26 protein-coding genes are annotated in these 24,514 nt (G+C 42.8%); 21 read left to right on the top strand and 5 right to left on the bottom strand.

Translation table 11 applies throughout. The features are described 5' to 3' along the window. Nucleotides 1-26 precede the first annotated feature (26 nt). Entirely contained in the window at nucleotides 27-128 is a 102-nt protein-coding gene (prli42, locus tag HNR41_RS04195) for a stressosome-associated protein Prli42 (RefSeq protein ID WP_184282031.1), read from the bottom strand. Between the two features lie 85 nt (nucleotides 129-213). On the opposite strand from prli42, the gene HNR41_RS04200 reads away from it, so the two are divergent. Continuing rightward, nucleotides 214-1,338: a M20/M25/M40 family metallo-hydrolase gene (locus HNR41_RS04200; RefSeq protein WP_184282033.1), complete on the top strand. Its 1,125-nt coding sequence runs from the start codon at nucleotides 214-216 to the stop codon at nucleotides 1,336-1,338. A gap of 392 nt (nucleotides 1,339-1,730) precedes the next feature. Here HNR41_RS04200 and HNR41_RS04205 read toward each other — a convergent pair whose 3' ends face one another. Continuing rightward, nucleotides 1,731-2,576: a helix-turn-helix transcriptional regulator gene (locus HNR41_RS04205; protein ID WP_184282035.1), complete on the bottom strand. Its 846-nt coding sequence runs from the start codon at nucleotides 2,574-2,576 to the stop codon at nucleotides 1,731-1,733. A 105-nt stretch (nucleotides 2,577-2,681) separates the two neighbouring features. Between HNR41_RS04205 and rnz the strand changes: the two genes are divergently transcribed. Then, nucleotides 2,682-3,608, top strand: coding sequence for a ribonuclease Z (gene rnz / locus HNR41_RS04210; protein WP_184282037.1), 927 nt, complete (start codon nucleotides 2,682-2,684; stop codon nucleotides 3,606-3,608). On the opposite strand, the gene HNR41_RS04215 is transcribed toward rnz, so the two are convergent. After that, complete coding sequence (locus tag HNR41_RS04215) at nucleotides 3,559-4,503, bottom strand: alpha/beta hydrolase (protein ID WP_184282039.1); 945 nt, start codon at nucleotides 4,501-4,503, stop codon at nucleotides 3,559-3,561. The two genes, rnz and HNR41_RS04215, sit on opposite strands and share 50 nt — an antisense overlap. A gap of 113 nt (nucleotides 4,504-4,616) precedes the next feature. On the opposite strand from HNR41_RS04215, the gene HNR41_RS04220 reads away from it, so the two are divergent. The 4 genes from HNR41_RS04220 to deoB all read left to right on the top strand — a co-directional run bounded on the left by HNR41_RS04220 (nucleotide 4,617) and on the right by deoB (nucleotide 7,772). After that, on the top strand, nucleotides 4,617-5,168 hold the full coding sequence (locus tag HNR41_RS04220; protein WP_184282041.1) for an NUDIX hydrolase: 552 nt from the start codon (nucleotides 4,617-4,619) through the stop codon (nucleotides 5,166-5,168). A gap of 81 nt (nucleotides 5,169-5,249) precedes the next feature. After that, on the top strand, nucleotides 5,250-5,708 hold the full coding sequence (gene fur / locus HNR41_RS04225) for a ferric iron uptake transcriptional regulator (RefSeq protein ID WP_184282043.1): 459 nt from the start codon (nucleotides 5,250-5,252) through the stop codon (nucleotides 5,706-5,708). Next, nucleotides 5,701-6,588 (top strand): site-specific tyrosine recombinase XerD, encoded by an 888-nt coding sequence (gene xerD, locus HNR41_RS04230; RefSeq protein WP_184282045.1) that lies wholly within the window; start codon nucleotides 5,701-5,703, stop codon nucleotides 6,586-6,588. Before fur ends, xerD begins: the two co-directional genes overlap by 8 nt. Before the next feature lie 11 nt (nucleotides 6,589-6,599). Beyond that, nucleotides 6,600-7,772: a phosphopentomutase gene (deoB, locus tag HNR41_RS04235; RefSeq protein WP_184282047.1), complete on the top strand. Its 1,173-nt coding sequence runs from the start codon at nucleotides 6,600-6,602 to the stop codon at nucleotides 7,770-7,772. A 489-nt stretch (nucleotides 7,773-8,261) separates the two neighbouring features. Here the strand turns inward: deoB and HNR41_RS04240 are convergent, their stop codons facing one another. Further along, entirely contained in the window at nucleotides 8,262-8,807 is a 546-nt protein-coding gene (locus HNR41_RS04240) for a DUF309 domain-containing protein (protein WP_184282049.1), read from the bottom strand. 21 nt (nucleotides 8,808-8,828) lie between these two features. On the opposite strand from HNR41_RS04240, the gene HNR41_RS04245 reads away from it, so the two are divergent. From HNR41_RS04245 to HNR41_RS04285, 9 genes are all read left to right on the top strand, one after another. Further along, on the top strand, nucleotides 8,829-9,539 hold the full coding sequence (locus tag HNR41_RS04245) for a segregation and condensation protein A (RefSeq protein ID WP_184282051.1): 711 nt from the start codon (nucleotides 8,829-8,831) through the stop codon (nucleotides 9,537-9,539). Between the two features lie 2 nt (nucleotides 9,540-9,541). Continuing rightward, nucleotides 9,542-10,075, top strand: a complete 534-nt coding sequence (gene scpB / locus HNR41_RS04250) for an SMC-Scp complex subunit ScpB (protein ID WP_184282053.1) — start codon at nucleotides 9,542-9,544, stop codon at nucleotides 10,073-10,075. Further along, on the top strand, nucleotides 10,075-10,797 hold the full coding sequence (locus HNR41_RS04255) for a pseudouridine synthase (RefSeq protein ID WP_184282055.1): 723 nt from the start codon (nucleotides 10,075-10,077) through the stop codon (nucleotides 10,795-10,797). The genes scpB and HNR41_RS04255 overlap by 1 nt, the downstream gene beginning before the upstream one ends. A gap of 110 nt (nucleotides 10,798-10,907) precedes the next feature. Continuing rightward, nucleotides 10,908-11,438: a thiol-disulfide oxidoreductase ResA gene (gene resA, locus HNR41_RS04260; RefSeq protein ID WP_184282057.1), complete on the top strand. Its 531-nt coding sequence runs from the start codon at nucleotides 10,908-10,910 to the stop codon at nucleotides 11,436-11,438. Between the two features lie 11 nt (nucleotides 11,439-11,449). Beyond that, nucleotides 11,450-13,087 carry a cytochrome c biogenesis protein ResB gene (locus HNR41_RS04265; protein ID WP_184282059.1) on the top strand — a complete coding sequence of 546 codons (1,638 nt, stop codon included), beginning with the start codon at nucleotides 11,450-11,452 and terminating at the stop codon, nucleotides 13,085-13,087. Nucleotides 13,088-13,097: 10 nt separating this feature from the next. Then, nucleotides 13,098-14,303, top strand: a complete 1,206-nt coding sequence (gene ccsB / locus HNR41_RS04270) for a c-type cytochrome biogenesis protein CcsB (protein WP_184282061.1) — start codon at nucleotides 13,098-13,100, stop codon at nucleotides 14,301-14,303. 18 nt (nucleotides 14,304-14,321) lie between these two features. Continuing rightward, nucleotides 14,322-15,032, top strand: coding sequence for a response regulator transcription factor (locus tag HNR41_RS04275; RefSeq protein ID WP_184282063.1), 711 nt, complete (start codon nucleotides 14,322-14,324; stop codon nucleotides 15,030-15,032). A 44-nt stretch (nucleotides 15,033-15,076) separates the two neighbouring features. Continuing rightward, nucleotides 15,077-16,717 (top strand): sensor histidine kinase, encoded by a 1,641-nt coding sequence (locus HNR41_RS04280; protein WP_229714916.1) that lies wholly within the window; start codon nucleotides 15,077-15,079, stop codon nucleotides 16,715-16,717. Between the two features lie 6 nt (nucleotides 16,718-16,723). After that, nucleotides 16,724-17,284 carry an ECF transporter S component gene (locus tag HNR41_RS04285; RefSeq protein WP_260399570.1) on the top strand — a complete coding sequence of 187 codons (561 nt, stop codon included), beginning with the start codon at nucleotides 16,724-16,726 and terminating at the stop codon, nucleotides 17,282-17,284. Nucleotides 17,285-17,945: 661 nt separating this feature from the next. Here the strand turns inward: HNR41_RS04285 and HNR41_RS04290 are convergent. After that, a complete protein-coding gene (locus tag HNR41_RS04290) occupies nucleotides 17,946-18,200 on the bottom strand; it encodes a ferredoxin (protein ID WP_026858083.1) in 255 nt (84 codons plus the stop codon). A 179-nt stretch (nucleotides 18,201-18,379) separates the two neighbouring features. On the opposite strand from HNR41_RS04290, the gene HNR41_RS04295 reads away from it, so the two are divergent. From HNR41_RS04295 to HNR41_RS04320, 6 genes are all read left to right on the top strand, one after another. Next, on the top strand, nucleotides 18,380-19,465 hold the full coding sequence (locus HNR41_RS04295; RefSeq protein WP_184282069.1) for a LysM peptidoglycan-binding domain-containing protein: 1,086 nt from the start codon (nucleotides 18,380-18,382) through the stop codon (nucleotides 19,463-19,465). Nucleotides 19,466-19,483: 18 nt separating this feature from the next. Further along, the gene (gene cmk, locus HNR41_RS04300; RefSeq protein WP_184282071.1) at nucleotides 19,484-20,137 is read left to right on the top strand and encodes a (d)CMP kinase; all 654 of its coding nucleotides are present in this window, start codon (nucleotides 19,484-19,486) and stop codon (nucleotides 20,135-20,137) included. Beyond that, a complete protein-coding gene (locus tag HNR41_RS04305) occupies nucleotides 20,138-20,719 on the top strand; it encodes a lysophospholipid acyltransferase family protein (protein ID WP_184282073.1) in 582 nt (193 codons plus the stop codon). 69 nt (nucleotides 20,720-20,788) lie between these two features. Beyond that, the gene (gene rpsA / locus HNR41_RS04310; RefSeq protein ID WP_184282075.1) at nucleotides 20,789-22,039 is read left to right on the top strand and encodes a 30S ribosomal protein S1; all 1,251 of its coding nucleotides are present in this window, start codon (nucleotides 20,789-20,791) and stop codon (nucleotides 22,037-22,039) included. Nucleotides 22,040-22,129: 90 nt separating this feature from the next. Continuing rightward, entirely contained in the window at nucleotides 22,130-23,443 is a 1,314-nt protein-coding gene (der, locus tag HNR41_RS04315; protein WP_184282077.1) for a ribosome biogenesis GTPase Der, read from the top strand. Nucleotides 23,444-23,459: 16 nt separating this feature from the next. Next, nucleotides 23,460-24,512: an NAD(P)H-dependent glycerol-3-phosphate dehydrogenase gene (locus HNR41_RS04320; RefSeq protein ID WP_184282079.1), complete on the top strand. Its 1,053-nt coding sequence runs from the start codon at nucleotides 23,460-23,462 to the stop codon at nucleotides 24,510-24,512. The last annotated feature ends 2 nt before the right edge of the window (nucleotides 24,513-24,514 follow it).

Raw genomic sequence — 24,514 nt, forward strand, 5'->3', positions numbered from 1 at the left:
AGGGTGTTTTTAATACTGATATTTAATTAAAATGAAGTTAAGTAGCTGACGCCCATTAAGAGGCCTGATACTACGATGAGAATTACCATAAACCATATGATAAATCTCTGAACTTTTTTATTGCCCATTCGCCCATCACCTTTAAGAATTTATTGTTATAATTAACTATACATGAATACAAATCAACATTTCAACTGCTGGAGGCATATTTTTATGAATAAAGAACGTCTGACAGAACAATTTTTGGAAATCGTACAAATCGACTCGGTATCAGGACAGGAACGCAAAGTTGCGGACTACCTGCTTGATCTTTTAAATGAGCTTGAACTTGCCGGTTTTGAAGATGACACACAGAAAGTAACAGGCTACGGTGCAGGTAACTTAATCTTCACGCTTAAAGGCGAAGAAAATATTTCACCGGTAGCATTTATGGTTCATATGGATACAGTAACTCCGGGAATCGGTGTTAAGCCGCATATCGAAGACGGTTACGTGTACAGTGACGGCACGACAATTTTAGGCGCTGATGATAAAGCGGGAATTTCTGCAGTTATCGAAGCAGTACGCGTACTTAAAGAAGATAACATACCCCACGGTGACGTGGAAGTAATTATTACAGTCGGCGAGGAAACTGGTTTAATCGGAGCGAAAGCACTCGATATTAACAATATTAAGAGTAAATTCGGTTATGCAGTAGACGGTACCGGCCAGGTTGGAACGATTGTTAACCGCGCACCGACACAGACTAAAATTAAAGCGACAATTTACGGTAAAAAAGCACACGCCGGAATTGAACCTGAAAAAGGTATCAGTGCAATCAATCTTGCTGCAAAAGCAATAAGCAAAATGAACCTTGGCCGTATCGATGACGAAACAACATCAAACATCGGTACAATCAAAGGCGGTCAGGCGACGAACATCGTTGCAGACAATGTAGAAATTTTAGCGGAAGTGCGCAGTTTATCAGATGAAAAACTGCATGCCGAATCAGATAAAATTAAAACAGCATTCGAAGAAACAGCTAAAGAACTCGGCGGCAGCGCTGATGTGCAGGTAGACGTTATGTATCCGGCACTGCATGCACCCAAAGAAGACCCTGTAATCACAACAGCGGTTGAAGCGATTAAAAATATCGGCAGAGAATCTGATATTATCAGTCTTGGCGGCGGCAGCGACGGCAACATCTTCCACGGACAGGGCGTACCGACAGCAATTCTCGGTGTTGGCTATGAATACATCCACACGACAAGCGAACGTATGCCGCTTGAAGAACTGTACAAGATGACTGAACTGATTGTCGAAATCGTTAAAGTCCATTACGCGAATGAAAGTAAATAATATTATTGGATAGATTGATGATTGATGGAGCCGGGGCGGAAGTCCCGGTTCTTTTTTGTGGATTTTGATGGCGGAAGTTCTATGAGGATGGCTCATAGAGAGCCGGAGTCGTTGGAAGTTCTATGAACTGCGCTCATAGGAATCCAAAACCAGATAAAAATCCCTCATGCGGTTGAAAACAATTTATTAATGGTATGAGGTTCGCTCATCGGGACGAATAACAGCTTTCGTCTCATCGAGCACCCTTCATTAAGACAAACACTCTTTATCGTCCCATCGGGCACCCCTCATCAAGACAAAACCCCTTAATCATCCCAATGCGTTCCCAATATCTCAGCCAAACAACAAAAAAACCGCCAAAATCCAAAGGATTTTCAGCGGTTTCTGAAAAATTATTCATCCAGTGCCTGCCACACCTGTATTTTGGTTCCCAGGTCTTCAAATGAATAAGTGTGTTTAATGAGTTCGAGCGAGAAGTCGCATGTCATGTTGACATCTTCTCTGAAGTGCCATCTGCGGAATATATATTCGTATACTTTATCGATTTCGACATCGGGTGCACCTGATGTATCGAATATTTCGTAGTTCATCGATTCCGTAAATGTTTCGTCAAATGGCGTGTGCTGGTAACTTGCTGTCCCGACGAATATTTCCATCTCACCGTCGATCACCCGTTCCTGCACAAATATGCCTTTAACGAAGCCGTCGTTGTATCGGAGTATTTCATCGATCAGTCCGTCGCGCTCGAGTATTTTCAAGAACTTATACTTGTAGCCTGACTGGTATGAGTTGATATCGAAATACTGTGCAATCCCGATTAAACGGAAGCTTTCAACAAATGTACGGTACGACGGGTATTTCGGTTTCTTCGTCGGCACGACTTCAAATGAAATGTAGTCGAGCAGGTCGATTTTCTTAATGTTGCGTTCTGTCTCATGCACAGGAATACCGAATGTACGCGTGTATATTTTCTTAAATTTATCCACGTCGCGGTATCCGTAATACTTGGTAATATCCACAAGACGTCTGTGTCCCTGGTAAACTTCATAAGCAATTTCCGTCATGCAGCGTTTTTCCTGGTACTGGGCCGGCGTCATTCCGACGAGAGATGTAAATATCGTCATAAATGATTTCTGTTCCACACCCATACTTTCCAAAACCTCACTGAAGTCTATTTCTTCTCTGAGGTGGTCTTCAATATATACGATGAATCTTTCTACAAATCTGATCGTTTCCATGTAATCACCTATACTTATTGTACTCTTATTTATTATTCCACCCGCGGCTGAAAAACACAACTGATTATATGATATAATAAAGCAATTAATTAACGAGGTGTCGAAATGAAATTTACTGTTTTGGGGTCGGGTGCAGGGCTCCCGTCTAAAGATAGAAATACGCAGAGTTTTGTCATTGACTGCGTGCTTGAATATAATGAATATATTTTAATCGATGCCGGTGAAGCTCTGCAGCACCGCATCCTTCATACTCATATTAAACCATCTAAAATAAAAAACATATTTATTACGCATCTTCACGGCGATCATATTTTCGGTCTGCCCGGATTTTTATCGTCCAGAGCGTTCCAGGGCGGGGAAGGTATACCGCTTAAAATATACGGACCAAAAGGGCTCAGAGAGTGGATTGAAACAACATTCCGCATTTCGGAAAGTGCACTCAATTATCCGCTCGATGTAGTTGAGGTTGAACCCTACATGGATATCCGTCTGAATAATTTTGATGTTCATGCCATTCCATTATCTCATGGTATTGAATCCTACGCTTATATTTTTAAAGAAGATAATCAGATCGGTGAACTTCAGACTGATAAACTCCGTGAACTCGGCATAAGACCGGGACCGGTTTACGGTGAAATTAAAGCAAGTGAAACGTTTACCCATGACGGACAAATATACGAAACGCCGGACTTTATCGGTGAGACGATTGAAGGCCGTAAAATTACAGTCCACGGTGATACGCGCCTAAACACAGAAAAAGAATACCTCGATTCAATCAGGAATTCGGATCTGCTGGTGCACGAAGCGACATTCCTGAATAACGAAAGAGAAAAAGCACATGATTACTTCCATTCGGAAATTAACCACGTGCTCGATGTATTTGAAGATGTAAATTATAAGCAGCTTCTGATTGTTCATATAAGCAGCCGCTATACGGATGAGGATATTAAAGAAGTCAGCGCTTCGCTTGAAGGGCGCGCAGTTATTGCTTATGACTATTTCGAACTTCCCATCCCGCGTAATGTGAAATAAAATCAGCGACTGTCTGACGGTACATTTTTGGATTGCGGTTGTAGCTTTCCACGTGATTGCCGCGTTCCGGATACCACTGTTCTTTCGGTCCCTTTTTCTTTTTGTACAATTCGACTGACGCTTCATAAGGAATAAATGAATCGCGTTTTGAATGAATAAATAAAACAGGCTGTTCGATTCTGTCGACTACTTTAACCGGTGATACGTGATACATGCTGAATTTACTGCGCAGTTTTAAGAACAGGTAAGTAAACAGCAGCACGACCGGTGATGCCACCCGTGAGTATGATGAGTAAATGTGTGCAAGCTGGTCTCTGAACTTCGCAAATGAGGCGTCCGAAATATAGAACTTCGCTTTATTCGACAGTTCTCCTGCGTAAAGCAGGGTCGTCGCAGCACCCATCGATTCACCGTGGACACCGAATTCGATATCATCGCCGTAGTTTTGAAGAAGGTACTCAATCACTGTTTCTAGGTCGAACTTTTCATAGAAGCCGTATGTAGAATCGACACCCCCGGAACTGCCGTGACGCCGCGCATCGTATACGACACAGTTAAAGCCCATGTCTTTAAACAGGTTCACGTATTTCGTCGAGCTGAGTTTATTCTCTGACACGCCGTGACATATGACTACCCATTTATTCGTATCATTCGGATAGATAAACGATGCACTGATGTCGTAGCCGAACCGGGAAGGTATGTTAACGACGTCTTTAGGAAGTTTATCGTATTCGTCCATATTCATGCGTTTGGCACGGGTTTCGCGGCGTTTAACAATTTCCACGTCGCGCAGCTTGAAAAACATGATCTGGCTCGAAGCAAAGTAGCCGAGCGATATAAAGAGCACAGCTGCTGAAGTGAAGAGCGCAGCAAACCATTTAGAATATTTTTTCATTGGAATCCTCCATTCTTTCTGTCACACATTATTATATCACCTGTATTTATTTTTCAAATCGTTATTTTTATAACATAATGTGATATATTTAAGATACATATTGAAAAGCGGTGATGACTATTTCCAACGAACATTTAATAGAGAATACACGATCCAGAGAAGATATTTACGACGGTAAAATAATCGATGTTAAAAAGCTGACTGTTGAGCTTCCGAACGGCAAAGAAGCATACAGGGAAGTCGTATATCATAAAGGTGCCGTCGCTGTAATTGCGGTGGACGGTGAATCGATGTATTTCGTCAAACAGTTCAGAATTTCAACTGAAGAAGTACTGCTCGAAGTTCCTGCAGGAAAAATTGAAATTGATGAACATCCCGATGAAACAGTAAAGAAAGAATTGAAAGAAGAAATCGGCGGAGAATCGGACAAAATTGAAAAGCTTTACGAATTTTATGTATCACCCGGATTCTCAAACGAATTGATTCATCTTTATGAAGCGGCAGATGTTTCATTCAGTGATTCTCAATTGGAAGATGATGAATTTCTCGATATCGTAAAAGTTCCGCTGACGGAATTAAAAGACAGAATGCACAAGGGCGAGTTCAGGGACGGTAAAACACTGGTTGCAGTGCACCATGTTCTGCTGTCGAACGGCTATTTATAATCATTACAAATAGTTTTGAAAAATGAACTATCTTCTGTATAATTGTTATCAATAAGATTAAGAAAGTTGGAAGGTGCAGTTGTGGAAAAAAGAATTGAGCGAATTAAAGAGGCATTACACGATGCTCGGTATAAATTAACTCCACAGCGGGAAGTCACTGTGAGAGTATTGCTTGAAAATGAGAGCTCTCATTTGAGTGCTGAAGATGTTTTTATGAAAGTTAAAGATAAGTATCCGGAAATCGGACTGGCAACAGTATACCGTACACTTGAGCTTTTAAATGAACTGAATGTACTCGACAAGGTGAATTTTGGCGACGGTGTTTCAAGATATGACCTCAGAAAAGAAGGTGCGCAGCACTTTCATCACCATTTAATTTGTATACATTGCGGTTCGGTGGAAGAAATTGAAGAAGACCTGCTGACGGATGTTGAAAAAATCGTGACACGCGATTTTGATTTCGACATTATCGATCACCGTTTAACTTTCCACGGTGTTTGCAAATTATGCAAAGAGAAAGAAGGAAACACAGATGCTTAACCGTTATATCGATGAATACTTAACGTATTTAAAAATCGAGCGTGGTTTAAGTGATGCATCAATATCATCATACAAACAGGATCTAAAACAATACGATCAATATTTAACTGATGAAAATGTTACGGGTGTCGGGCAAATTACGACAGAAATCCTCGTAACATTTTTACAGTTTTTATCAGAAAACGGCAAGAGCAATAAAACAATCAGGCGCGTACAGTCGACGCTCAGAAACTTTCATCAGTTTTTGCAGCTGGAGCAGGTCATCGATACGAACCCTGCGCTCAGACTGAATACGCCTAAAGAAGAACGCGAACTGCCGGTAGTGCTGACCGTTGAAGAAATGGAAACACTGCTGCATTCTCCGGATAACACGGCACAGGGTATACGCGACAACGCGATTATGGAACTTTTGTATGCGAGCGGTCTAAGAGTCAGTGAACTGATTAATTTAAAGCTCAGCGACCTGAATCTGGAAATGGGTTTTATTCATGTATACGGTAAGGGTGACAAGGAAAGAATCGTCCCGACGACCGAATATGTGGCGGATAAATTAAATAATTATATAAAAAATCAGCGTTTAACGTTATTAAAACACGAAAATACTGATATACTGTTTCTTACGAACAGAGGTAAAGGATTCACCCGTCAGGGATTATGGAAGACGATTAAGAAGTATGTGCTGATCAGCGGCATCAATAAAAACATTACGCCGCATACATTCAGACATTCATTTGCGACGCATTTAATCGAAAACGGTGCGGACCTCCGCGCAGTTCAGGAAATGCTCGGTCATTCCGATATTTCAACGACACAGGTGTACACACAAATCTCTGCAACAAAAATCAGAGAAATGTATAAGCAGTTCCATCCAAGAAAGTAGGTAAATTTATTATGTACAAAAAAATTCATTTAATCGTTCTTGATTCAGTCGGTATCGGTGAAGCACCGGATGCTGCAGAATTCGGAGACGTGGGCACGCATACTTTAAAACATACATTAGAAACGCATCCGAACACATTGCCGAACCTTTCAAAATTAGGTTTAGGCAACATCGATAAACTGCCGGGTGTTGACGAAGAAGACAACACAACAGGTTTTTATACGAAGATGCAGGAAGTATCTAAAGGTAAAGACACGATGACAGGACACTGGGAAATTGCCGGTCTGAACATCGATACTGCCTTCAAAGTATATCCTGACGGATTTTCTGACGAACTGCTGAACAAAATCACTGAAGCAACAGGCCGCGGTATCGTCGGCAACAAACCGGCGAGCGGAACTGATATCATCGAAGAATTCGGAGAACACCAGATGGAAACAGGGGACTTAATCATCTATACATCAAACGACCCTGTACTTCAGATCGCAGCAAACGAAGAAGTTATCCCGCTTGAAGAAATCTACGACATCTGTGAAAAAGTACGTGAAATGACGAAAGCACCTGAGTTCTTAGTCGGCCGTGTTATCGCACGTCCATTCGTCGGTTCTAAAAAAGGTGAATTCAAACGTACGGAAAATCGTCATGACTATGCCCTTGAGCCATTCGGCAGAACTGTACTGAACGCGCTGAAAGACGATGACAAAGATGTTATCGCAATCGGCAAGATTAACGATATCTTTACGGGAAGCGGAATTACAGACGCTGTCCGCACGAAAAACAACGACGACGGTGTCGACAAGCTGCTTCAGGTAATGGACCGTAACTTTAACGGACTGTCATTCCTTAACCTTGTGGACTTCGATGCGGAATACGGCCACCGCCGTGACCCGGTCGGCTACAGTAATGCATTAAAAACATTCGATGACAGACTCCCTGAATTAATCGGGAAACTGACTGAAGATGATTTATTAATCATTACTGCAGACCACGGAAACGACCCAACATATACAGGGACGGATCACACAAGAGAATATGTGCCATTGTTAATTACAACAGGCAGGGAACTTAAATTTGGTGAAATTGAGCAGTGTCAGACATTCAGCAACATCGCTGCAACGATCGCTGAAAACTTCGGTGTGGATTACGAAACACACGGAACGAGCTTCCTAAAGGAAATTAAATAAATGAAAAAAGGAAAATATTTTGTATTCATAGGATTACTCGTGGTAAGTATATTCTGGGGATTCATGTATTGGATATTTTTAGTGTAATTGAATAAGCGGGCAGGATAGACGGTTTAAACACCTTTATTTTAAGGTGTTTAAACCGTTTTTTTTGTTTTTGGGGATTAAAAAAAGAGCCGGATAACGGCTCATGCGGTTGAAAGTCTGTTATCGGCCTGATGAAACTCGTTCATGCGGTCGATAAATTGTGTTCAACCGTATGAAGGTTGTTCATCAGGTTAATTATTCGTATTCGACCGCATGAAAAATGCTCATTGGGACGATTACCGGTTTACGTCTCAATGAGCAGGATACAATGGGATGATTATTTATTAATGTCTCAATGAACATGCAGCATTGAGACAAATATACTTAAATATCTCAACGAACAACCAGCATTGAGACAAATACGCGTATTCGTCCCAATGACGGACATAATCCGCATTAAAACTATCTCTTCCGTTTTTCCAGCTTCCGGTTCAGTGCCTCCAGCCGTGCTTCAATCACATCTTCGCGGTCGCGCAGGCGGTGACGGTGGATAATGTGCTCATCTTTTTCAAAACGGTTGAGTATTTCGAGTGTAAACGCACTGTATGATTCGTAATCGTCTTTATACATTTCATAAAGTGACTCGTACACCCGGCTGTCCACCGGATATTGCATCGGCGTGAACGGCACTTCGGCGAGTGCACTGAACCGTGCGCGGATCATGTCCATAAAGTCTTCACCAAATCCGAACGCAGTCACGTCGTATTCGTGTTTTTCGTATAGTTTCAGTGCGCGTTTATACGATGTCGCTGCACCGGTAATATTGTCGCGCCTGTAATGATATTCACCGGTTACGATAAGTACAAAAAACACCTCGGGGTCTTCTTTCGTAAAGTTTTCCTTGTCTTTCCATGCTTCTTCCATGATTTCATGGCATTCGAAGTAATCTTGCTTTATAATTAATTCGTTAAAGAATTGTAAAAGTATTTCTTTATCGATACGTATCACTCCTGAAATTGAGGTTTTGTAATGACTGCTTATAAAGTTAAATTAGATGTTTTTGAAGGACCGCTCGATCTGCTCCTTCATTTGATAAAAGAACTTGAAATTGATATTTATGATATTCCGATGAAAATGCTCACTGAGCAGTATATGGAATATATCAATCAGATGAAAGATCTTGAACTCAACGTTGCGAGCGACTATCTCGTAATGGCAAGCGAGCTTGTGAAAATTAAAAGTCACATGCTGCTGCCGGAACCGCCGATGGCCGATGAGGATTACGAAGATCCCCGCGAGCAATTGATGTCCCAACTGATAGAATATCAAAATTATAAATTATATGCTGAAGAATTGAATAAACTGAAAGAAGAATCCAGACTTCAATTCGTCAAAGCACCGCACTTATTCGAAAATGACGAGGATGATACCGAGACACTTGAGCTGAGTCTTCACGACCTGCTTGAAGCATATAACAAAGTGAAGTCCCGCGTATCTCTGACTGAAGAGTCATATGTCGTCGTTCCGCGCGAGGTTTATACGAAAGAAGAGGCAGTGGAGTTTATCGCGTCGAAGTTTAAAGATGCAAAGTCTTTAAAAATGACTGAACTGCTCACATTCGATGAACCCCGCAGCAAAGTGGTGCAGGTGTTTATTACTATATTAGATTATATCAGTCAGAATCTCTATCAGATTACGCGCATCGATGAAGATGATTTTGAGCTCGAAAGGTTGGCTTAAGGATGGAAAAAATAAACATTATCGAAGGTTTATTATATATTGCCGGCGACCTCGGTTTAAGTGAAGAGGCACTCATGATGCACGTGCCGATTACTAAAATGCAGCTGGAAATAGAAGTCGAAAAATACGACAAAGAACATTTAACAATCTCGCGTCACGGAGATATGTATTTCCTGAAGACGACAGAGAACATGGAGAAATACATCAAGAGGGTGCTGGCTGACCGGCCGGCGAAAAAATTATCACAGGCGGCGCTCGAAGTGCTGGCGATAATTGCCTACAATCAGCCGATCTCAAGAAACGGCATAGAAAGCGTGCGCGGCATCGTGTCAGACGGTCCAATTTCAACACTGATCAATAAAGGGTTGGTGAAAAAGAAAAACATAACTGACGAACGGGCGGCGCATTTTGAAACGACGCAGAGCTTTTTGGAATTATTCGGTCTGAAATCTTTAGATGACTTACCGGCAGATGATATGATAGCGGAACAGGAAGAAATCGACTTGTTCTTCAATAGCTTAAAGGAGCAAAATTAATGAATACTACACGATTAAATAAAAAAATTGCCGACGCAGGAATTACTTCACGACGTAAAGCAGACAAACTGATTGAAGAGGGCCGTGTCTACGTTAACGACAAGCTCGTTACCGAACTTGGTCTGCAGGTATCAGACAAAGACCGCGTGACGGTTGACGGCATTCAGTTAACTAAAGAAGAGCCCGTACACATTTTATACTACAAACCTTCAGGTGAAATCTCAGCAGCAGAAGATGATAAAAAACGCGACACAGTAATCGACATATTCCACGACATCGATGCCCGTCTTTACCCGGTGGGACGCCTTGACTACGATACGTCTGGTCTTCTTCTTGTAACGAATGACGGTGAATTCACGCAGCTGATGACACACCCGAAATTCGAAATGAAGAAAACATACCGCGTTAAAACGGACGGTATCCTGCTTCGTCACCAGCAGGATGAAATGCGCCGCGGCATCAGACTTGATGACGGGAAAACTGCACCATGTGAGCTGAAAGTGATCCGCGACAAAGGCGGCAAGGACATGATTCTTGAAATAACAATTCACGAAGGACGCAACCGCCAGGTCAGAAGAATGTTTGAACACTTCGGTTTAAACGTGACGAAACTTACACGTATCCGCTTTGATTTCCTGACACTCGACGGATTAAAAGAAGGCGAGTACCGTTTCCTTAAACCGCACGAAGTGAAGAAACTTATTGCCAACAGTAAGAAGTAAGTAATTAAATGTCATAATACTGTCAAACCGCAACAAAATGTGTAGTGTTATAATTATTGCTACGTACGCATTTTATTGCGGTTTATATCAATTTGGAAAGGGGCCTGACGTTGAAAAAAGGAACTAGAAAAATTATTCGTACAGGTACTATTATTACAATTGCCGCTCTGCTCGGCTTAACGTTATATTTAAATTTGAGGGACGGCTCTCAAACGGTTAATGTCGGGGACGAAGCAGTTGATTTTAAACTGGAAACACTGGACGGCGAACAAATTCAGCTGTCTGAAATAACAAAAGACAAAGGTGTCATTATTAACTTCTGGGGAACATGGTGCAAACCTTGCCGCGAAGAAATGCCGGAAATGAACCAGGTTTATAACGAAGGTCATGAAGACTATGAGATTATCGCAGTAAACGTCTCTGAGAACAATCAGCAGATCGAACAGTTTATTTCAGGTCTGTCAGAAGATCTCGATTACCCGATTGCACTGGATACGAACCGAAGTGTAACTAAAGCTTACAATATCGGTCCGCTGCCGACGACAATCGCCATTAACAAAGACGGCGAAGTTGTTAAAAAACAGGAATATCAACTGACTAAAGAGGATATCTACGCATTTATAGATGAATCTCTGGAATAGGATGACCTAATATGGAACTTAAAGAAATAAAATGCAGTCATTGCGGTCACGATAACCCGCCCGGCACCCAGCTGTGCCAGTCGTGCGGTAAAATGATCAATGAAGACTACGACAAGAAAAAAATTAAAGACCTCATGCGCTACGATGGAAGTGCCGTGCGTTCGAAAGTCCGCTCACAGAGTATCTTTGATAAGATCTGGAACTTCTTCACTTCCATTAAAGTCGGGGTAAGTATTATCGCACTGATTGCGATATCCGCAGCCGTCGGGACAATTCTCCCGCAGGAATATTTCATTCCTATCGGTGCAGACCCGCTGCAGCACTACACAGAACAATACGGTACATTCGGAAGACTGTATTATGAACTGGGCTTTACACAGCTTTATTCTTCATGGTGGTTCGTACTGTTAATGGGAATGCTCGCACTGTCACTTGTTGCTGCAAGTATTGACCGCGGGGTGCCGCTGTATAAATCGTTAAAGAACCAGCGCGTTAAAAAACACGCTTCATTCTTTAAACGCCAGCGCCTGTTTACAGAATATGATTCAGCAGACATCGCACCTGAACTTGCGAAGTCATTTGAAGCGAAGAAGTACAAACTGAGAACAGACGGCAATCACTATCTGTTTGAAAAGGGACGCCTGTCGAGATGGGGCCCTTATATTAACCACACAGGGTTAATCATTCTTCTTATCGGCAGCATGCTGAGATTCTTCCCGGGTGTGTATATCGATGAAATTATATACGCACAGGAAGGCGAGACAGTAAGCATTCCGACAACTGAAGGCAAATACTACATGCGGAACGACGGTTTCACACTGGATACATACGATGAAGAATCCGGTACAGTATTTGACCAGTCGCTGCAAAACAACCAGGCAATGACAATCAGTAACTTCCAGACGGACATTACGATGTTTGAAAACAAAACAGCGGATATCGTCGGTTCTTCACCGGAACTTGAAGAAATCGAAGACTACAGCATCCGCGTAAACCATCCGTACCGCTTTGACGATTACGAACTGTATCAGTCAAGTTACGATAACTCGCAGATGAAATCGATGACGTTCAGACTTGAAGATTCAGAAGGCAACGTCCTTGGTGAAAACTTCGAAGTCAGTCTCGATGATCCGGCAGACAGTTACGAAATTACGGAAGATATCACGATTAACATGAAGGCCTATTCACCGGACTTCCTGGAAATCGATGAGAATGGTACGCTGATTTCTGCAACACCGGTACCGACTAATCCGGCATTCGTCTTTGAAGTTGCGGCGGGAGATAAGAACGAACTCAGTCTCCTGCAGATCATGAACTCAACGGATATTACTCCGGAGAACGAATACAGCATTAAATTCGTCGAAGCAGAAGAGCACATGGCGAGTGTACTGACATTGAAAAAAGACCTGGCAATGCCGATTATTGCGACAGGATTTGTTATTTTCCTAATCGGGCTGTTTATCGGTTCGTACATTAATCACCGCAGAATATGGATTAATGCAGAAGACGGAACGATGAATCTGGCCGCTCACACAAATAAAAACTACTTCGGCATGAAGAAGGAAATGGACGCGGTACTTAAGTCCCACAACCTTCACGAAGTATTCGACAAACAGGCAAAAGAGGAAAATGACAAGCTGAAAGGATAGTGTTTAATTTATGGATGCAACATTTTTATCACTGAGTAATACACTTATATTTATTGCTTTCCTTATGCTTCTGGTATCACTGATACCGCTGAGCATAAGTATTAAATCAAAATCTAAATCACACAAATTCGAAAAAATCGCGATCTGGATGATTATTATCGCATTCGTGCTGGAACTCGCATACTTCATTCTGCGCTGGATGGCGACAGGACATGCTCCGGTTTCAAACATGTATGAATTTATCGCGATGTTCTCAATCATGCTGATCGGGGGATACTTAATTACGTATCACTATTTCAGAACGAAAGTATTCGGTCTGTTTGCGATTCCGGTGTCACTGCTTCTTTTAGCATACGGAAGTCTGTTCTCAACAGACGTCCAGCCGTTAATCCCTGCACTGCAGAGCAGCTGGCTGGCTATTCACGTTATTACTGTGACATTGTCTTATGGTATACTGTCAATGAGTGCAGTAGCAGGACTTATCTACTTATTAAAGGCTATTCCTGCAGATGAAAATTCATGGCGCGCACGCTGGCTGGAAGCTATCATGTTTGGTATTCTGACAGTTGTGATGTACATGGTAACAACAGTAGTTATGCAGAACATCGTCGGCTACAATGATGAGTTCTACTATACTGATCAGCAGGGACAGCAGGTCATTGCTGAATACCATCTCCCAAGTCTTGTAAACTACAATGATGCAATACCGGTCACGCATCTCGGCGACAATGAATACGAACCGGCTGACCACTTCCACCTTGGAATTGATTTGCCGCCGGTTATTAAAGCGCACACTTTAAATACAGTGCTCTGGTCAATTATTATCGGTCTGGTTACTTACGGCATCGTCCGTCTGATTATTAGAAAACGTCTGTTTGCACTGACTAAACCGTTAACTAAAAAAGCCGATCTTGCACTGATGGATGAAATTGGCTACCGTTCTGTTATTATCGGTTTCCCGCTGTTTGCACTCGGAGGTATTTTCTTCGCTGCAATATGGGCTCAGATTGCATGGAGCAGATTCTGGGGCTGGGATCCGAAAGAGACGTGGGCATTCATTACATTTATGTTCTACACGATTTTCCTTCACCTCCGCTTAAACCGCGGTTATGAAGGCGAGAAGTCTGCATGGTTAGCCGTAGGCGGGTTCATTCTGATTCTGTTTAACCTGATTGCGATTAACTTAATTGTAGCCGGCCTGCATTCGTACGCATAATATGAAAAGAGGGTTATTATGGCAGAAAAAATACTTTTAGTAGATGATGAAGAACGTATTCGTAAATTGCTTAATTTGTACCTGACGAGAGAAGGGTACGAAATTACTGAAGCCGGAGACGGAAAAGAAGCACTGGAGCTTGCTTTACAGGAAGATTTCCATTGTATTCTGCTCGATCTGATGATGCCTGAAATGGATGGGATTGAAGTTGCGAAAGAATTGCGCAAGGAAAAATCAACACCCGTCATTATGCTGACAGCCAAAGGTGAAGAAGCAGACCGCGTTGAAGGTCTTGAAGTCGGCGCAGACGATTATATCGTTAAGCCTTTTTCACCGCGCGAAGTCGTGCTCAGAGTAAAAGCAATCCTCCGCCGTTCTTCTGAAACGGCATTTATCGAAAAAGATTCATCAGCGAAAGATATGATTGTGTATGAACATCTCGTCATCGACAACGACGCACACCGCGTCCTCGCTGATGATAAAAAAGTTAATTTAACACCGAAAGAATACGAACTCTTATTATTCCTGGCAAAGAGTCCCGATAAAGTATTTAACCGCGAAGAACTGCTGAAGGAAGTCTGGAACTATGACTTCTACGGCGATTTAAGAACAGTCGATACGCACGTGAAGCGTCTCCGTGAGAAACTGAATAAAGTTTCACCTGAGGCGAGCCAGATGATTCACACTGTCTGGGGTATCGGCTATAAATTCGAGGTTAATGACAAATGAGTTTTTTCTCCAGCGTTGTAACTAAACTGTGGTTTACTATCTTAATGATAGTGACTACAGTTTTAATTATATTATCGATCATTTTGAGCTTTTACTTCAGAAACTATGCGCTCAGCACTACAGAAGATAATCTCACAGAAGAGCTGACGCGGATTGAAAATGTGGTTCTCAGTAATCATACGCTCGATTTAAATGATTCATACCTTGCAGCCGAAGAAAACCTGATTATATACTCGGACGGGCAGTTTATCGCGGGAGACAGCCAGGTTGCCGAGGAGATATACAGTGAGATTACAACATCCAATCTTCAGAGCAGCACGTTTATCGTGCACGATATTAACGATCGTGAGTTCATGGTCAAAGTATCCGACTTAAGCGAGTACTTCGAATCGGACACAGCGATTATTAAATACAGTGATCTCGATGCGCTGAATCAGTCATTTCTGACAGTCTTAATTATTTTAATTATTACAGCGGCCGTCCTGTTCCTGATTACAACATTCTTTGCATTCTTCCTGATATCGAGAATTACAAAACCGCTGATTGCGCTGAAGAACTCATCGTTCTCAACAGCAGGCGGTAAATACAATCAGCTGAAAGTAACATCACGCGATGAAATTGGCGAACTGACACTCGCGTTTAACAAGATGAACAACAACATTAAAAGCACGATTACAGAACTGACACACGAGAAAAACCTCCGTGAAACAGTGTTCTCATCTCTGTCGAATGGTATTATGTACTTTAATACGGACGCAGAGCCTGTCTACTCGAACGATCGGGGCCGGAGCTACTACGAGCTCTTCCAGCAGTACGGTGAGGAATTTGAGTACTTTAAACGCCTTATAAAGGATGTCTCGGAATCAGATGATAATCACCTTGAACGTCTGGATATCGAAGACCTGCATCTGCAGCTTGCGATGTCGCCGGTTAAATCACTGGAAGAACAGAACGGTGTCACCGTGCTGATCCGTGATATTACCGACGAATACAATACGGAGAAAATGCGTACCGACTTTATATCAAGTGTGTCGCATGAACTTAAAACACCGATGGTGATGCTGAGCGGGTACTCTGAAGCACTGCTCGACGATATCGTTACAGAGCCTGAAGAAGTGAAGGAAATGGTATCGATTATTAAAGACGAATCCGACCGCATGAACAAGCTCGTGTCCGAACTCTTAATCATTGCACGCATGGACTCGGACGATGTGCTTTACGACATTAAACCGCAGAACTTTAATGCGCTGCTCGGCGAACTTTATCAGCGTTTCGATTACAAACTGAAAGACAACGGCATCGAACTGAATGTGACCGGCGGCAAAGAAGCAGTCGAGTTTCCTTTCGATTACGATAAACTGAATCAGGTCTTTACGAATTTAATCGATAATGCAATACGCTATACAAAAGCGGGCGATGTGATTACAATAAATATTGCAGAAGATGAAAAAGGCTGTGTGGAAATTAAAGTCAGCGATACCGGAACCGGCATAAAACGCGAAAATATTAAGCATATATTCGAGCGCTTTTATAAAGTGGACGAGGCGCGGACGAGAGGAAAACACGGTACCGGACTTGGTCTGTATATCGTCAGCAACATTATCACGAAGCACGGCGGGACGATTACAGCAGACAGCATCTTCGGAGAAGGTACGACATTTACAATAAAACTACCTAAAGAATAGAAAGGAATGAGCCACTTGGACAGACAGCGCCTGAGAAAGATTATTTACATCAGTATATTAAGTGCACTGGCATTCATTCTGATGCTGATACAATTTCCGCTGCCGTTCCTGCCGCCATTCTTAATGCTTGATTTATCAGATATCCCGCCCTTTATCGGATTCATAATGTTCGGAGGCATCGGCGGATCATTAATCATCATTATGAAAATCGTGCTGTACAGCATACTGATGGCCAGCGAACCAATCGGACCGATAGCAAACCTGCTTGCAGCATTTTCATTCCTGCTGCCTGTATACTTTTTCTATTACAAACGTAAAACAGCGAAAAGTCTTATTATGGGATTCGTTGCAGGAACGATTGTGCTGACACTCGCACTTGCAGTGCTGAACTACTTTGTGCTGCTGCCGGCATACGGCATGATTGTCGACCAGACAGACGTTATCAATAACCTGCGTACGGTAATCACAGCGGGAATTATCCCGTTCAATATCGTTAAAGGGATTATTCTGAGTCTGGTATGTTATGTAATTTATAAAAAAGCAATCCCTGTTCTGATGAACAGATAATAATTGGAGAGTCATCCGGTACTGAAGAAAGTGCCGGGTGTCTTTTTGTTTTGGGGTGGGGTTGTATGTGTGCGTGTGCGGCTTTTTTAGGGATAGAGGACTACTGTGGGATGAAGTTAGCCATTTGGACGTTTTAAAGTACGACGTCAGATCACCGTCGTATTCGAAAGCGTGTTAAAGTACGACGCCGGATCAACGTCGTATCCGAAAGCGTGTTAAAGTACGACACCGGATCAACGTCGTATTCGAAAGCGTGTTAAAGTACGACGTCAGATCAACGTCGTATTCGAAAGCGTGTTAAAGTACGACGTCAGATCACCGTCGTATTCGAAAGCGTGTTAAAGTACGACACCGGATCACCGTCGTATTCGAAAGCGTGTTAAAGTACGACGCCGGATCACCGTCGTATCCGAAAGCGTGTTAAAGTACGACACCGGATCACCGTCGTATCCGAAAGCGTGTTAAAGTACGACACCGGATCACCGTCGTTTCCGAAAGCGTGTTAAAGTACGACGTCAGATCACCGTCGTATTCGAAAGCGTGTTAAAGTACGACACCGGATCACCGTCGTATCCGAAAGCCGCTCAAAGTACAAAATCCTTCATCATCCATAACAAAAAAAGGACGAGACCTGCGGCCTCATCCTTTTATCTGTTAAAATTTATTCATATTTTAATGGATCACCGTCGAATGGTGCATCCTCAACTTTAATTGAGTCTGTTGGACAGCCGTCGAATGCGTCTTCCATGTCTTCGAGCAGGTCATCTGGCACTGCTGTGACGCCCTTGTTTTCATCTAAAATGACGTAAGCTATGCCGTCGTCATCGTAATCATATATATCTGGTGCCGCTGCACCACACGCGCCGCATGCGATACAAGTATCTTGGTCTACTATTGTGTACTGTTTTGCGCTCATATATTTCACCTCTTAACGTTTACGATTAGTTCATAACTAATATTAAGAGAAAATCGAAAATTTATCAATGAACAATCATTGAACTCGTGAACAATACGCCGGAAGTATGATAACTCTTTAAATGTCCATACAAACAATATATAATTAAATCAAGAATCAAGTTACTAGGAGAATGCGCTATGAAAGATGATTTTTACAAAGATATTAAGCATAAGCGTGCACAGGATGAGAAATCTAGTAAAACAGGTGCAGGTAACAAAAAGGCAAATGAACCAAAAAAAGAAACTCTGAGCCGCAGTGCACGACATAAATCCAAAGAGGCCGGCGAACACAAACAGCCGGATAAAAAAGTGCCGCCGAAAAAACAGCAGCAGAAAGAAAATAACATTACCGGTAAGCTGAAAGGATATTTCAGCGCTGAGAATGCAGCGAAAGGGAAAGCATTATTTGCCGGAACTTTAGCTAAGTATCAGAAACGGATTAAGAATGAGCTTAAGATATCGAAAGAGAAACTTGGCAGCATCGGTGCTGCGAAGGCGGCATCGAAGAAGCCTGAGAAGGAAAACGGGAACAAAAAGAAACGCATGCTTCCATGGGGTTTTGCTGTTCTGATTTTACTTCCGCTCACAGTCTTATTGGCATTTTTAATATTTTCCAACTTCTGGCCGTCGCTGAACGATGAAATTCAGCTCGCCAGCGAGAACTCTTCTGAAGAGACAGCTGAAAACAGTGAAGCAGCAGATGATAAAGAATCGAATGAAGAAATCAACAAAGAGCTTGAAGCTCAAAAAGCCGAGCTCGAACGGCGCCTGGCTGAAAACCGCAATGAAGATCTAAGCTCGAAAAATATTGAAGCAAACTATTCACAGGAAGAACTTCTCGAACTGGAAGATGCAGCACTTGCTGCGATCCGGAGCAAGGAAGATGGTTCTGATGAAGAAGATGCGGCATCAGACAGCGCTGCAAAAAAAGAAGCAGCAGAAGATAAAGATTCTGACTCAGCTGAAGAAGACCCGGAATCGGCATCAGAAACAAAACCTGAAACTGATTCGGCAGAGAGTGAGACTGAAACAGACACTGATTCGGATTCATCAGAAACACAAAATGCAAATGCATCACACGTCGTAACGGCACAGGATAACCTTTACCGTATTGCGATTCAGTACTACGGCGACGGCAGTGCCGAGAACGTTCAGCGCATCATGGAAGCGAACGGTGTCACACCGGACAACCTGACTGTCGGACAGGAACTTATAATACCGTAAATGAAAGTAGGCCATTAAATGTCACATATCAGCATCGCAATTGACGGTCCGGCTGCAGCCGGCAAGAGTACAATTGCAAAACGCGTCGCAAAAAAATTAGAGTATCTATATATTGATACGGGTGCAATGTACCGTGCAGTTACGCTGTACGTACTGGAGCACGGGGACGACATCATTCAGAATATCAGTAATCATGTCCACATTACATTCGGCATCAACGATGAAGTATACTTAAACGATAAAGATGTCTCTGCAGAAATCCGTTCACCGGAAGTTACAAATAACGTGAGCCGTGTCGCGGCAATCGGCGAAGTCAGAACTTATCTGGTCGATATGCAGCGTGAAATCAGCACGACGTCAAGCGTCGTAATGGACGGCAGGGATATCGGCACGACAGTGCTGCCTGATGCAGAAGTTAAAATATTTATGCAGGCGTCACCGAAAGTCAGAGCCGAACGCAGACTTCTTGAAGAAACTGCACGCGGCAACGACATCGATCTTGAAACTCTGACAGCGGAAATTATCCGCCGCGATGAGATTGACAGCACAAGAGAAATTTCACCGCTTGTACAGGCTGACGATGCAGTGCTTCTCGATACGAGCCATTTATCGATTGAAGAAGCCGAAGCAAAAATTATTCAGCTGGTGAAAGACAAACTGGAGGTACAATAAATGATGTATGAATTTGCGAAATTTTTATTAAAAGTATATTACAAATTTAGATTTAAAATGACGTTCATCGGCGCAGACAGAGTACCGTCGGACGGTCCGGTGATGCTTTGTTCCAACCACGTGTCGGATTTCGATCCGCCGCTTATCGGTCTCGGACTCCGCCGTCAGCTGTCGTTCTTTGCGAAAAAAGAATTGTTCGAGCTGCCGGTCATCGGTAAAGCATTCCCGAACCTGAATGCTATTCCGGTGTCACGCGGAAAAAGTGACAGATCAGCACTTAAAACTTCGATCAATGCATTAAAAGAAGACCGCTGTCTGTTAATTTTCCCTGAAGGAAGCCGCAACAAAGGCGACGTGTCGAAACTGCAGAATCTGCAGGAAGGCGCGAGCTTTATCGCTTCGAAATCCGAAGCACCGATTGTACCCGTTATTATTAAAGGCGAGTATAATCGTAAAAAGGGTGTTACAATAATATACGGCAAGCCGATTAATACTAAAGAATTTCTTGCCGCAGGAAATACACGCAAAGATTTAACACGTGAATTGGAGAAAAATCTTAACAATTTACTATTTTCTGAATAATCACTTGACAAAAGGTTCGAATTGTAAGAAGTTAAATATATACATTGTATAGTAATTGGAGGCAAGCACATGGCGACAGAAGACATTAAGAACGAAGAATCAAACATTGAAGAAACACAGGTAAACGATGCACCTGACAACAGCGAAGAAGTACAGAACGAAACTGAGACGGCTGAAAACAGTCCGTTTGCAGTTGGAGACACAGTAACAGGTAAGATTTTTAACATCGAAGACAAGTTTGTAAAAGTTCAAGTAGATGATTCTGATTACGAAGGCATAATTCCAATCAGTCAGCTTACAAACAAACGTATCGAGCACCCGAATGATATTATTGCACTTGACGATGCAGTCACGGCAACAGTTATCAAAGTTGAAGATGATGCTAAAAACATTATTATTTCAATCCGCAAGCTCGACGAACAAAAAGCATACGAAGATTTAAAACAGAAACAGGATGCTGATGCAACGCTTGAAGGTACTGTTGTAGAAGCAGTTAAAGCCGGCCTTGTACTGGACGTCGGCGTGAGAGGATTTATTCCTGCATCACTTCTTTCTGATGAATATATTGAAGACCTTGAGCAATTCAACGGTCAGACTCTGGAAGTTAAAGTCGAAGATATCGATCAGGAGAAAAACAGAGTAATTCTTAACCGCAAACGTATCGTTGAAGGTGAGAAATCGAAAGAACGCCAGGCTGAGTTAGAAGACCTGGAAGTCGGCAGCATCATCGAAGGTGAAGTTGTCCGCACTACTACTTTCGGTGCATTCATCAACATCGGCAGCGTAGACGGTCTTGCTCACATTTCTGAATTAAGTTACAGCCGTGTAAACAGCGTCGAAGATGCTGTTGAAATCGGACAGAAAGTTCAGGTTAAAGTTCTTGATGTAAATCCTGAGCAGGAACGTATCAGCTTATCTGTTAAACAGGCAGGCGAATCTCCGTTCAACAAATTTATCGATGCGCACAACACAGGCGATGTTTTAACAGGTACTGTTAAACGCTTAGTTGATTTCGGTGCTTTCGTTGAAGTTGAACCTGGTGTTGAAGGTCTTGTGCACATTTCTGAAATTGCACACGAACACGTTAACGTACCGGGAGACGTACTGAAAGAAGAACAGGAAATTGAAGTGAAAATCATCGGTCTGGATTCAGACAACGAGAAAATTTCATTATCAATTAAAGCTTTAGAATCAGCTCCGGCTAAGCCGAAACAGGCTAAGCGCGAAGAAAATACACAAGTTTACACAGATGATACTGACGACGACGCACCAACTTTAGGTGACGTATTCGGAGATCGTTTCAAAAACTTGGATTTATAATATTAGACTCACTCATAAATAAAGAGCGATGATACTATCGCTCTTTATTTTATTTGTGTTAAAATAAATGTGCATACAGGGAGGGTAACAATGTATAAACCAACAGTAGCAGTAGTAGGGCGGCCGAACGTCGGCAAGTCCACGCTTTTTAACAGAATTATCGGAGAAAGAAAGGCAATTGTCGAAGATTCTCCAGGTGTTACAAGAGACAGATTGTACGCCGAAGGTGACTGGTTAAATTACACTTTTAATTTAATCGATACCGGCGGTATTGAAATTAAAGATGAACCGTTTCAGCAGCAGATTAAAATGCAGGCTGAAATTGCGATTCTTGAAGCAGATGTTATTTTAATGATTGTGAACGGCAGAGACGGTGTAACGAGCGACGATTTATTCGTTGCGCGTATTTTACAGAAATCCAAGAAACCCGTTGTTCTTGCAGTAAACAAAATTGATAACTATGAAATGCGCAGTGAAATATACGAGTTCTACCAGCTTGGTCTCGGAGAGCCGTGGCCGGTTTCAGGTTCACACGGTCTCGGACTCGGAGATGCGCTGGATGAAGTTGTCCAGCACTTTAAATCACTGGAAACAGAAGTTGAAGAAGATCCATCGGTTAAAGTATCTTTAATCGGACGTCCGAATGTTGGTAAATCCAGCCTGGTAAACGCAATTCTCGGCGAGGAACGTGTTATCGTTTCCGATATAGCCGGTACGACACGCGACGCGGTCGATACGGCATATACATACGAAGATCAGCCATTCACATTAATCGATACTGCAGGTATGAGAAAGCGCGGTAAAGTATACGAAGCAACCGAGAAATACTCAGTGCTCCGTGCGACACGCGCAATTGAACGTTCCGATGTTGTTCTCGTCGTGTTAAACGGTGAAGAAGGCATACGTGAACAGGATAAAAGAATTGCAGGACTTGCCCATGAGGCCGGACGTGCGATTATTATCGTCGTCAACAAATGGGATGCAGTCGAAAAAGATGAAAAGACTATGCGTGAATTCGAACTGGAAATCCGTTCGAACTTCCAGTATCTGGACTACGCACCGATTACTTTCGTCTCGGCAATGACTAAAGTCCGTCTTAAAACGTTATTCCCGCTTATTCAAGAGGCGTATGCATCGAGTCATATGCGCGTGAAGTCGAGCACACTGAACGAAGTGCTCGTAGACAGCGTCAGCATGAATCCGACACCGACAGACTCCACAGGCCGCCGTTTAAGCATCTATTACGGTACACAGGTCAGTGTCGGACCTCCGACATTCGTTCTGTTTGTGAACGACGTGGAGCTGATGCATTTCAGTTACAGAAGGTATATCGAGAATCAGCTGCGTAAAGCATTTGATTTTACAGGTACACCGATCCATATCATCACCCGCAAAAGAAATTAGAAAGTAGGGTATCAATATGAACATCTCAGTCATTGGAACAGGCAGTTTTGGTACAAGCCTCTCGATGGTCTTAAATGATAATGACAATCGGGTAATGATGTACGGGAGAAATCAAGATACTGTCCTGGAAATAAACGAGTCACACACAAACGACCGTTATTTAAAAAATATCGAATTGTCGGAAGGTATTAAGGCGACTGCCTCGCTTGAAGAAGCAGCAGCACATGCTGAACTTCTCGTACTCGCAGTTCCCGTAAATGCAATGCGTGCTGTTGCAACGGAACTGAACGGTCTGTTAAAAAAATTAGATAAGAAGGTCCTCGTTGTGCACGTTGCAAAAGGACTTGAACTGGACACATACAAACGCGTTTCACAGGTGCTTGAAGAAGTATTCGATGAAGACCGTGTAACAGACATCGGCGTGCTCAGCGGACCAAGCCATGCAGAAGAAGTTGCGCTGAAACAGCCGACAACGGTATCCACAGCATCTATCCGTGAAGAAGGTGCCAAAGTTATTCAGGATGCATTTATGACGGACTACTTCAGAGTGTACGTCAATAATGATATGGTCGGGGTTGAAATCGGCGGTGCGCTGAAAAATATCGTCGCACTTGCTGTTGGTGCTTTGTCGGGCTACGGTTTCGGGGATAATCCGAAAGCCGCCGTCATTACACGCGGCCTGCACGAAATTGCACGTTTGGGTACAAAACTCGGTGCGAACCCTCTGACATTCCTCGGATTAACAGGAATGGGCGATTTGATTGTTACAGCGACGAGCCAGCACTCGAGAAACTACCGCTGCGGCCAGATGCTTGCAGGCGGAATGTCACTGGAAGAAGCGACAGAAAAGATGGGCATGGTCGTTGAAGGTGTCAATACGACGAGAGCAACTTATGAACTCGCAAAACAGTACGATGTCGATATGCCGATTACGAAAGTATTATACGGTTACTTATTTAACGGCATCAGTGAAGATGAAGCTTTCAACGCGCTGATGAAGCGTGAAAAAACTTCTGAATCAGAAGGCTTGAAACAATTGCTAGAGAGTCAAATAAAAAATAGTAAATAGTA

Source organism: Jeotgalicoccus coquinae (assembly GCF_014207425.1).
Classification (GTDB): Bacteria; Bacillota; Bacilli; order Staphylococcales; family Salinicoccaceae; genus Jeotgalicoccus; species Jeotgalicoccus coquinae.

Excerpts from the sequence above, each read along its gene's own strand:
- HNR41_RS04305 (WP_184282073.1), top strand. The coding sequence starts at position 20,138 with ATGATGTATGAATTTGCGAAATTTTTATTAAAAGTATATTACAAATTT.
- HNR41_RS04285 (WP_260399570.1), top strand. The coding sequence starts at position 16,724 with ATGAGCCACTTGGACAGACAGCGCCTGAGAAAGATTATTTACATCAGT.
- HNR41_RS04295 (WP_184282069.1), top strand. The coding sequence starts at position 18,380 with ATGAAAGATGATTTTTACAAAGATATTAAGCATAAGCGTGCACAGGAT.
- HNR41_RS04200 (WP_184282033.1), top strand. The coding sequence starts at position 214 with ATGAATAAAGAACGTCTGACAGAACAATTTTTGGAAATCGTACAAATC.
- der (WP_184282077.1), top strand. The coding sequence starts at position 22,130 with ATGTATAAACCAACAGTAGCAGTAGTAGGGCGGCCGAACGTCGGCAAG.
- HNR41_RS04220 (WP_184282041.1), top strand. The coding sequence starts at position 4,617 with ATGACTATTTCCAACGAACATTTAATAGAGAATACACGATCCAGAGAA.
- HNR41_RS04245 (WP_184282051.1), top strand. The coding sequence starts at position 8,829 with ATGACTGCTTATAAAGTTAAATTAGATGTTTTTGAAGGACCGCTCGAT.
- HNR41_RS04320 (WP_184282079.1), top strand. The coding sequence starts at position 23,460 with ATGAACATCTCAGTCATTGGAACAGGCAGTTTTGGTACAAGCCTCTCG.
- xerD (WP_184282045.1), top strand. The coding sequence starts at position 5,701 with ATGCTTAACCGTTATATCGATGAATACTTAACGTATTTAAAAATCGAG.
- prli42 (WP_184282031.1), bottom strand. The coding sequence starts at position 128 with ATGGGCAATAAAAAAGTTCAGAGATTTATCATATGGTTTATGGTAATT.
- rnz (WP_184282037.1), top strand. The coding sequence starts at position 2,682 with ATGAAATTTACTGTTTTGGGGTCGGGTGCAGGGCTCCCGTCTAAAGAT.
- scpB (WP_184282053.1), top strand. The coding sequence starts at position 9,542 with ATGGAAAAAATAAACATTATCGAAGGTTTATTATATATTGCCGGCGAC.
- HNR41_RS04280 (WP_229714916.1), top strand. The coding sequence starts at position 15,077 with ATGATAGTGACTACAGTTTTAATTATATTATCGATCATTTTGAGCTTT.
- HNR41_RS04215 (WP_184282039.1), bottom strand. The coding sequence starts at position 4,503 with ATGAAAAAATATTCTAAATGGTTTGCTGCGCTCTTCACTTCAGCAGCT.
- HNR41_RS04205 (WP_184282035.1), bottom strand. The coding sequence starts at position 2,576 with ATGGAAACGATCAGATTTGTAGAAAGATTCATCGTATATATTGAAGAC.
- ccsB (WP_184282061.1), top strand. The coding sequence starts at position 13,098 with ATGGATGCAACATTTTTATCACTGAGTAATACACTTATATTTATTGCT.
- HNR41_RS04255 (WP_184282055.1), top strand. The coding sequence starts at position 10,075 with ATGAATACTACACGATTAAATAAAAAAATTGCCGACGCAGGAATTACT.
- cmk (WP_184282071.1), top strand. The coding sequence starts at position 19,484 with ATGTCACATATCAGCATCGCAATTGACGGTCCGGCTGCAGCCGGCAAG.
- HNR41_RS04290 (WP_026858083.1), bottom strand. The coding sequence starts at position 18,200 with ATGAGCGCAAAACAGTACACAATAGTAGACCAAGATACTTGTATCGCA.
- deoB (WP_184282047.1), top strand. The coding sequence starts at position 6,600 with ATGTACAAAAAAATTCATTTAATCGTTCTTGATTCAGTCGGTATCGGT.
- HNR41_RS04265 (WP_184282059.1), top strand. The coding sequence starts at position 11,450 with ATGGAACTTAAAGAAATAAAATGCAGTCATTGCGGTCACGATAACCCG.
- HNR41_RS04275 (WP_184282063.1), top strand. The coding sequence starts at position 14,322 with ATGGCAGAAAAAATACTTTTAGTAGATGATGAAGAACGTATTCGTAAA.
- rpsA (WP_184282075.1), top strand. The coding sequence starts at position 20,789 with ATGGCGACAGAAGACATTAAGAACGAAGAATCAAACATTGAAGAAACA.